Origin of the sequence: Colwellia sp. KU-HH00111, assembly GCF_040362745.1 — a bacterium.
Classification (GTDB): domain Bacteria; phylum Pseudomonadota; class Gammaproteobacteria; order Enterobacterales; family Alteromonadaceae; genus Colwellia.
In genome coordinates this window covers 77,140-89,646 of the sequence record NZ_BAABWO010000004.1, presented here as the reverse complement: position 1 = coordinate 89,646, position 12,507 = coordinate 77,140, and the positions used below count along the sequence as shown (strand labels likewise).

General features: G+C 39.9%; 8 protein-coding genes. All 8 read left to right on the top strand.

Translation table 11 applies throughout. The annotated features are described in order from the left end of the window. Nucleotides 1-43: 43 nt before the first annotated feature. Nucleotides 44-676 (top strand): 1,6-anhydro-N-acetylmuramyl-L-alanine amidase AmpD, encoded by a 633-nt coding sequence (gene ampD, locus ABXG98_RS09070; protein WP_353538350.1) that lies wholly within the window; start codon nt 44-46, stop codon nt 674-676. A 31-nt stretch (nt 677-707) separates the two neighbouring features. Continuing rightward, complete coding sequence (gene ampE, locus ABXG98_RS09065) at nt 708-1,673, top strand: beta-lactamase regulator AmpE (RefSeq protein WP_353538349.1); 966 nt, start codon at nt 708-710, stop codon at nt 1,671-1,673. A 396-nt stretch (nt 1,674-2,069) separates the two neighbouring features. Beyond that, the gene (pdhR, locus tag ABXG98_RS09060; RefSeq protein WP_353538348.1) at nt 2,070-2,816 is read left to right on the top strand and encodes a pyruvate dehydrogenase complex transcriptional repressor PdhR; all 747 of its coding nucleotides are present in this window, start codon (nt 2,070-2,072) and stop codon (nt 2,814-2,816) included. 116 nt (nt 2,817-2,932) lie between these two features. Then, the gene (gene aceE / locus ABXG98_RS09055; protein WP_353538347.1) at nt 2,933-5,614 is read left to right on the top strand and encodes a pyruvate dehydrogenase (acetyl-transferring), homodimeric type; all 2,682 of its coding nucleotides are present in this window, start codon (nt 2,933-2,935) and stop codon (nt 5,612-5,614) included. Nucleotides 5,615-5,640: 26 nt separating this feature from the next. Beyond that, entirely contained in the window at nt 5,641-7,308 is a 1,668-nt protein-coding gene (aceF, locus tag ABXG98_RS09050) for a dihydrolipoyllysine-residue acetyltransferase (RefSeq protein WP_353538346.1), read from the top strand. Nucleotides 7,309-7,426: 118 nt separating this feature from the next. After that, complete coding sequence (gene lpdA, locus ABXG98_RS09045) at nt 7,427-8,857, top strand: dihydrolipoyl dehydrogenase (protein ID WP_353538345.1); 1,431 nt, start codon at nt 7,427-7,429, stop codon at nt 8,855-8,857. A 344-nt stretch (nt 8,858-9,201) separates the two neighbouring features. Beyond that, entirely contained in the window at nt 9,202-11,913 is a 2,712-nt protein-coding gene (gene pepN / locus ABXG98_RS09040; RefSeq protein WP_353538344.1) for an aminopeptidase N, read from the top strand. 93 nt (nt 11,914-12,006) lie between these two features. Continuing rightward, complete coding sequence (locus ABXG98_RS09035) at nt 12,007-12,417, top strand: hypothetical protein (protein ID WP_353538343.1); 411 nt, start codon at nt 12,007-12,009, stop codon at nt 12,415-12,417. Nucleotides 12,418-12,507 lie beyond the last annotated feature (90 nt).

Here is a 12,507-nt window from a genome sequence, read left to right as displayed (position 1 = left end):
TAATCATTCTTATGTCGGCTGTATCCATAGATAAGGCTATTGTATGTCGTTAACCTCACATAAAAAAGTGATAAAAGGTAATAATTTGCGAACAAGTTATACGCTAACTCAAGGTTACCTTGATGGTGTCGAGCATAAAAAATCTAGCTTTTTCACGCCTCGCGATGAAAATGACAATGTCAGCTTATTAGTGGTCCATAATATTTCGCTACCTGCTGGCCAGTTTGGCGGTGAACATATTAGCGACCTATTCTTAGGAAAGATTAATGCCGAGGCTCACCCTAGCTTCGCCGAGCTTGCCGAATTACAAGTATCTGCCCATTGCTTAATCAGGCGTGATGGCAGTATTATTCAATATGTTTCTTTTAATGATAAAGCTTGGCATGCCGGCGTTTCTTGTTTTGATGGCAGAGATAAATGTAATGATTTTTCTATTGGAATAGAGCTTGAAGGTAGCGACGATATTGACTATGAAGACGCTCAATATCTGCAACTTGCCCATTTAGCTCACAGTTTACAACAACACTACCCGTTAATTAGTAATGATAACATTGTCGGGCATTGTGATATTGCACCGGGCAGAAAAACAGATCCCGGCAAAGCATTTAAATGGCATTATTTTCATCAATGCCTACAAGAACTTAATGCAAGCACATGTTTATTCGATATAAAATAAAAAATAACAACATAACAATAAAAGGTTTCCAATGAGTCTACTCAGTTTACTGATTGCATTAGCGGCAGAAAAATCACTCGTCACTTCTATTTGGTGCTTTGATCATTATTATCAACACTATGTCCGTTTTTTTCAAAGCAATGCAACATTGGCAAAAATGAATAATAGTAACCTTAGCTACTCACTGTTTATTCTTTTACCTGTTGCTTTAGTCTATATTGTGTTGGAATTGGTTGATGATGGACTATTGCATTTTATTATTTCCACACTCGTACTTATCACCTGCTTCGGCTGTGTCAAAATAAGGGCGGTTTATAAGCAGTATCTGCATGCTTCTTTTCGCGGCGAACAAACCACTTCTGCGCTTTACCACCAGCAACTTTTACAAGACAAAAACTTACCACAAATGGGTTTTGGACAAGCGCTGATCTGGCTTAATTATCGCTACTATATTGCTATTATGTTGTTTTTTATTGCCTTTGGCGCTGCAGGTGTAGTGTTTTATCGACTTTTAACGGCGGTTATCGAACAACAAAATGGCTGCGCATTAGATGTTAACAGTAATGCTGAAACATCATCTAGCCAAACACAAGACAACGAGGGGGCTGAACACCAAGAGCAAACGGTACAAAGTACAGATTCTTCTTCAACAACAGCACAAACACACAACCATTCGTCCTCAATATCATCAGGGTGTAACAATTATAACGCCTTACTTTTTTACCTTGATTGGTTACCCGTTCGCATTACCTCATTTGGCTATATGTTTGTTGGCCACTTCTCAAAAGCGCTGCCTATGTGGTTAGAAAGTTTATTTGATGGTAACAAGCCAACCCATCAAATATTAATTGATGTTGCCCAAAAATCTGAAGATATCATGGTAGATGAAAACGACTGCACAGCAGAGCCCTGTTTACTTGTTCGTTTAGCTAAACGAACGGTATTATTATTATTAGCCACTATTTCTGTATTAACGATTATGGGGGTTTTCATCTAGCTACTACATAGTGATTGCTACTAGCATATAAGTACGCCTTACCTGCCTTTCAGCTAAGGCGTAACATATCATATCAGCTTCACCACCTCGGCTTAGCCACTATTTTTCTGTCGTTTAATAATTGGTAATACCATTAATTTTAAACAGTCAAATTAAACATTTGTTTTAAGTTTTTACTCTACTTACTTTCTGTTTTTAATTCTTTAATGCCCTTGCATTATCAGCCATATTCAACTAAATTACCTTGAATATATCGCATTAATTTGCTATTTTGTTGGTCAAAATTCAAATGGTAATACCAATTTACCAAGATAATAACTAACAATATTTCACCTTTAATTGCCCCCTAACGAGCATGATAAGGGAGAAGATAAACGAATTAAGGTTTAACTGTTAATGCCAAAACCATTAAAACAACAAAAGTTATCTGACATTATTTTGTCTCAGTTAGAAACTATGATTATAGAAGGTAGCTTAGAGCCTGGAGAAAAATTGCTACCAGAAAGAGAGTTAGCATTGCAATTTGAGGTTTCTAGGCCTTCACTTCGTGAAGCGATTCAAAAATTAGAAGCAAAAGGATTAGTCACTCGCAAACAAGGCGGTGGCACTTTTGTCAGTAAAGCTATAATGAAGTCATTTGCTGATCCATTATTTGACTTAATGGCCAATTCTAATGAGTCACAATTTGATTTATTAGAATTTAGGCATGGCATGGAAGGAATGGCTTCTTATTACGCAGCAATGCGCGGTACCAAGGCTGATTTTGATCAGATTCAAGCCAAGCATGATCACATCGGTAATTGCCAGCTAGAAGACGATTATCGGTTAGAGGCCAAAGCAGTTTATGAGTTCTATGTCGCAATTTGTGCAGCATCTCATAATACGTTGATTCTGCACACTGCGCGCAGTATGTCAGCGTTATTAATAGATAACATAGAACAAAACTTAACTATGTTAGCAAAAAGACCAGATATTTTTAGCAAGATCACTGATTACAGAAAAAATTTGCTCGATGCTATTACTAGCGGACAGCCTAAAAAAGCATGGGGGGCAAGTCATCGCCACCTTGCTTTTATTGAGGAAGTATTGTTAAAGCTGACTCAAGAACATAGTCGCATGGAACGATCTATGCGACGCATGTAATACCAAAACATAGAGTTACGAGTTGCGAACACGAACCATGCTAGTCATGTTCTTCAACGCTAATTAACTCGCTACTCGTGACTAACAACGATAAATAATATTGGAGACAACACAATATGTCAGATCTACCAAACATTGATATTGATTCATTAGAAACCCAAGAGTGGTTAGAATCAATGGAATCGGTATTAGAAAACGAAGGTCCAGAACGCGCTCATTTTTTACTTGAAGCGTTAATTGACCGTGCTCGCCGTGGTGGTACTCATCTACCTTTTGATGCAACAACCGCCTACGTGAATACTATACCGCCAGGGCAAGAGCCGCATATGCCGGCAGATCAAACTATTGAGTCTCGTATTCGTGCGGCAATCCGTTGGAATGCACTAGCTTTAGTGTTACGTGCTTCGAAAAAAGACTTAGAGCTTGGCGGCCATATTGGCAGCTTTGCATCATCAGCAACCCTTTACGATGTAGGCTTTAACCACTTTTTTAAAGCGGCAACTGACAAAGATGGTGGCGACTTTATTTTTGCTCAAGGTCATATTTCTCCGGGTATTTACGCACGCTCTTTTCTTGAAGGCCGATTAACAGAAGAACAAATGGCAAACTTCCGTCAGGAATGTGATGGTAAAGGCCTACCCTCATACCCACATCCTCACTTAATGGATGACTACTGGCAGTTCCCTACTGTTTCTATGGGCTTAGGCCCTCTACAAGCCATATACACAGCACGTTTCCTAAAATATTTAACCAACCGTGGTATTAAAGATTGTTCTGGTCAACGCGTGTATTGTTTCCTAGGCGATGGTGAAACTGATGAGCCTGAATCATTAGGTGCTATCGGCTTAGCTTCTCGCGAAGGCTTGGATAACTTAACGTTTGTTATCAACTGTAACTTACAACGTTTAGATGGCCCTGTTCGCGGTAACGGTAAAATCATTCAAGAGCTTGAAGGTACTTTCCGTGGCGCAGGCTGGGAAGTGGTGAAAGTAATTTGGGGAAGCTACTGGGATCAACTACTTGCCCGTGATACTTCAGGTAAATTATTACAGTTAATGAATGAAACCGTTGATGGCGAATACCAAAACTGTAAAGCCAAAGGTGGCAAATACACCCGCGAGAACTTTTTTAACAAATATCCTGAAACCGAAGCTATGGTTGCTAACATGTCAGATAAAGACATTTGGCGCTTAAATCGCGGCGGTCATGACCCAGTAAAAGTTTACGCAGCTTATGAAAGAGCAATGAACACCAAAGGTCGCCCAACCGTTATTCTTGCTAAAACCGTTAAAGGCTTTGGTTTAGGTGCTTCAGGCGAAGCGTTAAATATTGCTCATAATGTTAAAAAAATGGACCTTGAATCAATCAAGCATTATCGTGATCGTTTCAATATGCCCATTAGTGACGAAGATATTGCTGACTTACCTTTCTTCAAATTCCCAGAAGATAGCGAAGAATACAAGTACATGAAAGCACGTCGTGAAGCTTTAGGTGGTTCATTACCGGCTCGTCGTCAACAACCTGAAGAGTCAATGGAAATTCCACCATTGAAGTCTTTTGAAGCGATAACAAAAGGCTCTGGTGATCGCGAAGTGTCATCAACCATGACCTTTGTTCGTGTCTTAAACAGCTTATTAAAAGATAAAAAAATCGGTAAGCGTATCGTACCTATTATTCCAGATGAAGCGCGTACCTTTGGTATGGAAGGCTTATTCCGTCAAGTGGGTATTTACGCTAACGAAGGTCAAAAATACGTACCACAAGATGCTGACCAAGTGGCTTATTACCGTGAAGATAAAAAAGGTCAAGTATTACAAGAAGGCATTAACGAACTTGGTGCTATGGCATCTTGGGTTGCCTCTGGTACTTCTTACTCAACCTGTAACGCAACGACCATTCCTTTCTATGTGTATTACTCAATGTTTGGTTTCCAACGTGTCGGTGATTTAGCATGGGCGGCAGGCGATAGCCAAGCACGTGGTTTCTTATTAGGTGCAACAGCCGGCAGAACAACACTCAATGGCGAAGGATTACAGCATCAAGATGGACACTCTCACATTCAAGCTGGTGTTATTCCAAACTGTGTCACTTATGACCCAACTTACGGTTATGAAATCGCCGTTATCATCCGTGATGGTTTACGTCGAATGTACGAAGAAAACGAAAATGTTTTCTACTACTTAACCTTAATGAATGAAAACTATCAGCATCCTGCTATGCCTGACACTAAAGATATTAGTGATCAGATCATCAAGGGAATTTATCAACTAGAGCAAGTACCAGCAAAAGCCAAAAAAGCCGTTGCTAATGTACAATTAATGGGCTCTGGTACTATTTTACAAAAAGTCCGTCAAGCTGCGCAAATTCTAGCAAACGACTTTAATGTATCAAGTGATGTTTATTCTGTGACTTCATTTAACGAATTAGCTCGTGACGGTCAAGACGTTACTCGATGGAACATGCTTCACCCGGAAAGTAAGCAAAAAACACCTTATATAACCAATGTAATTACTAAAGCAGCGGGCCCTGCAATTGCAGCAACTGACTACATTAAAAATTATTCAGATCAAGTTCGTGCGTACATCAATACCGAATACCGTGTATTAGGTACTGACGGTTTTGGTCGCAGTGATAGTCGCGATAATTTACGTCAGCATTTTGAAGTTGACCAGCACTACATTGTGGTTGCCGCTTTATTTGAACTAGCTAATCGTGGTGATATTAAATCAAGTGTTGTTAGTGAAGCAATTAAACGCTTCAATATTAACAGCGAAAAACTTAACCCACTTTACGCTTAATTTTTGACTAGAGAAGGAAAAGTAAAATGTCTAATGAAAAAATTCTAGTCCCTGATGTTGGCGGCGAAGAAGTTGAGATTATTGAAATATGTGTTGCTGTAGGCGATGCGCTTGAAGCTGATGAAGGTATAGTCACCGTTGAAACTGATAAAGCATCAATGGATATTCCTGCACCATTTGCCGGTACATTAGCAAGTCTCAGTGTATCCGTGGGTGACAAAATTAAAGAAGGCGATGTCATTGGTGAAATAACAGCCGCAGGTGAATCAGCAGAAGTTGAACAAGCTCCTGCTGCTGAAGCTGCACCGGTTGTTGCAGCCAAAGAAGAGAAGCCTGTAGCTGAAGTAACAGCTCCTTCAGCTGCTCCGGCTCCAACAGCATCAGCCGTGATTGAAGTGGCGGTTCCTGATATTGGTGAAGACGGTGAAGTTGATGTCATTGAAGTGTTGGTAAGCGTTGGTGACACTATCGAAGAAGAAGATGGTTTAATCACCCTTGAAACTGACAAAGCCACCATGGATGTACCTTCAACCCACGCAGGTATCGTTAAAGAAGTATTCATTAATGTCGGCGATAAAGTTAAGCAAGGCAGTGTTGTTATTAAGCTTGAAACTTCAAGTGGTGCTCCTGTTGATACCCCTGAAAAAGCAGATTCAACTCCCGAAGCGCCAGTTGCACCAGCTGCTCCAGCAAAAGTAGCGCCAACAACCGCGCCAGTGAGCTCACCTGTGCCACATCACCCACAAGCAGGTTCGACAACTAAAGGCACTATTTACAGCTCACCATCAATTCGGCGTATTGCTCGCGAGTTTGGTGTTGATTTAACCTTGGTCAAGGGTACAGGTAATAAAGGCCGTATTTTAAAAGAAGACGTTCAGTCTTATGTAAAATATGAGCTTTCTCGTCCTAAAGCTAATGCCGGTAGCTCAGTTTCAGCCGGTGAAGGTGGTTTACAAGTCGTCAGTGCAAAAGCTATTGATTTCTCAAAATTTGGTGAAATTGAAACTAAGCCGTTAACGCGTATTCAAAAAATATCAGGACCTTTCTTACATCGTAACTGGGTAACCATTCCTCATGTTACTCAGTTTGATGAAGCTGATATCACCAATGTTGAAGCTTTCCGTAAAGAACAAAATGTTGTTTGCGAAAAACAAAAGCTTGGTTTTAAAATTACGCCGCTAGTCTTTATATTAAAAGCTGCTGCCGATGCCCTTCGTGCGTTCCCTGTGTTCAATTCAAGCTTGAGTGAAGACGGTGAAAGCTTGATCTTGAAAAAATACATTCACATTGGCGTTGCTGTAGACACACCAAACGGCTTAGTGGTTCCTGTGGTGCGAGATGTGGATCAAAAAGGCATTCACCAGTTATCACGTGAATTACTTGAAATCAGTGTTAAAGCACGCGATGGCAAGTTGAAAGCGGCAGATATGCAAGGCGGTTGTTTCACTATTTCTAGCCTTGGCGGAATTGGTGGCACAGCCTTTACACCGATTGTTAATGCGCCAGAAGTTGCTATCTTAGGTGTGTCAAAATCAGAAATGAAGCCGAAGTGGAATGGCAGCGAGTTTGAGCCTAAGCTGATGCTACCGTTATCAATGTCATACGACCATCGTGTAATTGACGGCGCCATCGCAGCACGCTTTACTGTGCACTTAGCTGGTGTGATGTCAGACATTCGTAAGTTAGTGCTGTAATAACAGCACTAATAATTTCAATAAATATTGGCGAAATCCGACAGTTAAGCGTAGAATTTCGCCCATAAAAAATATTTACACAAATTAGAAACTTTAAACAGTTTTATTGAGGAATAGTATGAGTAACGAAATTAAAACTCAAGTTGTAGTTCTAGGTGCTGGCCCTGGTGGTTATTCAGCAGCATTTCGTGCAGCAGATTTAGGTTTAGACGTAGTATTAGTTGAAAGTCGCGCTACTTTAGGTGGTGTTTGTTTGAACGTTGGTTGTATCCCATCTAAAGCACTGCTACATGTGGCTAAAGTCATTGATGACGCGGCAGCAATGGCATCTCACGGTGTTACTTTTGGCAAACCAGAAATCGATTTAGATAAGATCCGTGGTTGGAAAGAAGACGTTATTGGTCAATTAACGGGTGGTTTAGGCGGCATGTCTAAAGCACGTAAAGTTAAAACCGTCACAGGGTTTGGTAAATTCACTTCTGATAAAACCATCGAAGTTGAAGGTAGCGATGGCAACACCACCATTACCTTTGATAATGCAATTATTGCCTGTGGTTCTTCAGTGATTGATTTACCATTCATTCCAAATGATGACCCTCGTGTTATCGATTCTACCGGCGCTTTAGAGCTTCAAGACGTTCCTGACGAAATGCTAGTGCTAGGTGGCGGTATTATTGGCTTAGAAATGGGCACGGTTTATTCAGCGCTTGGCTCTAACGTAAGCGTAGTAGAATTTGCTGATCAATTAGTACCTGCTGCTGATAAAGATATTGTTAAAATCTATAACAACTACAACAAGAAAAAATTCAACATCATGTTGTCTACTAAAGTTGTGGCTGTTGAAGCAAAAGATGACGGTTTATATGTTACTTTTGAAGGCAAAAAAGCCCCTGCTGAGCAAGTGCGTTACGACAAAATTTTAGTTGCTGTTGGTCGTAAACCAAACGGCCATTTAGTTGCTGCTGATAAAGCAGGTGTTAATGTTGACGAACGTGGCTTTATCAACGTTTCAAAAGAAATGCGCACTAACGTACCTCACATCTTCGCTATTGGTGATGTGGTTGGTCAACCTATGCTTGCGCATAAAGCCGTTCATGAAGCACATTGTGCTGCTGAAGTTATCTCAGGTAAAAAACATGAGTTTGACCCTCGTTGTATTCCTTCAATTGCGTATACTGATCCAGAAATGGCTTGGGTGGGCGTTACTGAGCGTGAAGCAAAAGAGCAAGGTTTAAACATTGAAGTAGCTAACTTCCCTTGGGCCGCTTCTGGTCGTGCTATCGCTTCTGCACGTACTGAAGGTAAAACTAAGATGATCTTTGAAAAAGAAACAGGTCGTGTGCTTGGTGGTGCTATTGTTGGTATCAATGCTGGCGAAATGCTTGGTGAAATTTGTTTAGCGGTAGAAATGGGCGCTGATGCTGAAGATGTTGGTTTAACGATTCATGCTCACCCAACGTTGAACGAATCAATTGGCTTAGCAGCTGAAATTTTTGAAGGTTCAATCACAGATTTACCCAATGCTAAAGCTGTGAAAAAGAAAAAGTAGAAAATAAATACCCTATGAAGGGGGGAATGTATTACCCGTGTCAGAATAAATTCTAACCTTCATTGGACATTTGAAATTTAACAGCTGAGTGACCTTAATCATCAAGCTGTTACTTAAAGCCATTATTGTAAAATAATGGCTTTTTATTTACCCCACCCAAACTATCTCAAGGTGCTTATTTCTTTACAAATTTCCTCGATAAATAATTGTTAAATCTTCAGTTCACTTTTTACTCTCATAGTTCTGTTTTATACTGCCTTTAATATCTTAAACCTAACTTATTAAACCTAACTTATTAAACCTAACTTATTAAACCTAACTTATTAAACATAGTGAGCATTCTCTTGACATTTAACTCTTCAAATAAAGTGATTTTAGCTACATCACTGGCAGCAACACTATTACTCAACGCCTGTGTTACCACACAAAAAACTCAAACAGCAAAAGAAAATACGAACACTATCCAAAACCAAATAACAAGTTTCTCCCCCAGAGCAGAGACCCAATATCTGAGCCAAGAACAAGCATTTAAACGTTCTGAGCGTGTGTCCAATGTAAACTATAAATTAAATTTCAATTTAACAGGCGACGAAAGTTTTTCCGCAAGTTCAATTATTAACTTTGATCTTTCCGACAATAACAACCCACTTACCGTAGATTTAAGCGACGCAAACATTAGCAGCCTTGTGATTAACAACATCAGCATGACTGCTGAAGCGATTACCACCAACTACAACAACGGGTTTATTACCTTACCCGCTAAGCAGCTAGTAAAAGGAAATAATACAGTCACCGTTAACTTTACTCGCAAACACAGTACTAATGGTGAAGGGCTACATCGCTTTAAAGACCCTGTCGACGGTAAAGTGTATCTGTATTCTCATTTTGAACCCGCAGCAGCACAACAAATGTTTGCCCTATTTGATCAGCCCGATCTTAAAGCAACCTTTGAACTAACCGTTTCTGCACCAAAAGATTGGACGGTATTCTCAGCAACCAAAGAAACAAGTGCAACCCCACAAGGTGACTTTACGCTTTGGCATTTTCCTAAAAGCTTAACCTTAAGCCCTTATAATTTTTCTATGCATGCTGGCCCCTATAAAATGTGGCAAGACAATAGCGGTAAGTACCCTCTGCGTTTATTTGCCCGTCAGTCGGTAGCAGAGCAAATAACACCTAAGCACTGGTTCACTTATACGCAACAAGGTTTTAAATTTTTTGATGAGTATTTTGGCCTACCTTACCCATTTGAAAAATATGACCAAGTATTAGTACCAGACTTTTTATATGGTGCAATGGAGAACTCAGCTGCGGTTACTTTTTCTGAAAGCAGCTTTTTAACCAATGGAGAAATGAGCCAAAGCCGCCGCCAAAGGCTTGCTAGTGTTATCATGCATGAAATGGCACATCAATGGTTCGGCAATTTAGCCACGATGAAGTGGTGGAACGGTTTATGGTTGAATGAAAGTTTTGCCGCGTTTATGGCAACACTCGCTACCAGTGAAGCAACCGAGTTTGATAATGCATGGCGAAGTTTTTATGCTGGTGGTAAACAAGCCGCCTATAGTGCCGATCAACAAGTCACTACTCACCCCATTGAAGTACCTGTACCATCAACCGCTAATGCCTTTGATAATATTGATGCCATTACTTACTCGAAAGGCGCGTCTGTACTTAACCAATTACGCCATTTATTAGGTGAAAAGACCTTTCAACAAGGTATTCATAATTACCTCAAAGACAATGCTTATCAAAATGCCGTGTTAGATGATTTTATTAACAGCTTAGCCAAAGCCAGTGGCAAAGCTTTAAACCAATGGCAGCAAGACTGGTTGTATCAAGCTGGTGTTAATACCATCGAAGCAAGCTACCAATGTGAACAAGGAAAAATTACGTCTTTTGAACTACTACAATCAGCTGACGACAGCCAACCAACATTACGTGAGCAAAAAATTCAATTAGCACTTTTTAATGCCACTAATCCTGGTTTTAAATTAACTAAAAAAGTTGCCGTTATTTATCAAGGTGAAACTACCAATGTAGCTGAATTAATAGGGGCTACATGTCCTGATTTAGTTTACCCAAACTATCAAGACTGGGCTTTTGTCAAAGTGAACTTAGATGAACGCTCTTTCAATACTAGTAAGCAATATTTAGCACAAATTGAAGATCCGTTGTTGCGTTCAATGTTATGGCAAAGCGTGTGGGACAGTGTCAAGGATGGCAACTTACCTCTGAATGAATACTTCGACGTTGCACTTGCCAATGCACCACTTGAGCAAGATTACACCACGTTGGGGCAAATTCTCTCACAAATATCATCAGCACAAGCCTACTTAAACAAAGGGCTAGGCAGCCAAAATGCCTATGTTAGTGATATCGCCTCACAACTTGAAGAAATTTCATGGCAAAGCACATTAGCCAATAGCGATAACAAGAATATGCAACGTCGTTGGTTCAACAGTTATATAAACTTTGCTCATTCACCAGCAGCGTTAGATAATTTATTTAAGTTACTATCAGGACAACATTCTCTAGAAAACTTAACCATTAGCCAAGACATTCGTTGGGATATTATTGCCCAATTAAGCCGCTTTCAACATACAAAAGCAAATGAATTAATAGCTCATGAGCTAACCATAGATGGTTCAGATACTGGTGAAAAATCGGCACTTTATGCGCAAGTGATTGCCCCTGTTGCTCAAGTTAAAGTTGATTGGTTAGCAAAGATTCAGCAGAAAAATAGTGACATGCCTTTTTCTAAATTACGTACCGCAATGTCAGCGCTTTATCCAAGCGAGCAAAACCACTTAAGTGAACAAAGTGCCACACAACGCATTAATTTATTAAGTGAAATAGACCAACACAATGGCCCTGTTTTTATGCGTAGTTACAGCAGCTTAATTCCTGCCACTTGCAGTGAGCAGAGTGTTGCTAGATTAGCGCAAGCGCTTAAAGACTTTAGCGGCTTATCAGCTGGTACTAAACGCAGCTTATTAATAAAGCATCAAGAAGATAAACGCTGTGTAATGATTAAGCATACTTTATCTCTGTAATTCTTTAATACTCCTGTAAATCTTAGAACGCGTTATACTAAAAGACAGAACAAGTTACTTGTGCTGCCTTTTAGTATCTCAATAGGAATGCTGATGAAAAAAAATCTTACCGTTGTCATGTGTTTCATATTACCTCTCAGTATTACTGCATGTGCTGGCTCATCAACAAAACAGCCCAACAGTAATGGTACAATACAGTGGGACTTTGATCATCAACTACAATTTAGACAAACTCAATTGGCAGCAAACCGCTACCAACTTGAAATAATCCCTAAAAACCGAGGGAATTTTGCGGCTATGTCCACTTTTCTGCTGAGAAAATCTTATCAACTTTGCCGTCATCACACTTATCAGCTCCAAATTCTACAAGGCATTGAAGGCTTTGATGATAGGCGTGCTATGCCCAATTATATTTTTCCTTCACTGGTCGCCAACGTTGAATGCACAGAGGCAGTAGAGTCAAAAGCAAAGACAAAAACAGAGGCAGATACAGAGGAGCGATGAACTATTCTCAGGTAGTTAACCCCTTTATTAATGGCATAAAAAAAGAGCTATCATTTTTGTTGAACACAAATTCTCATTTGTTTAACAAAA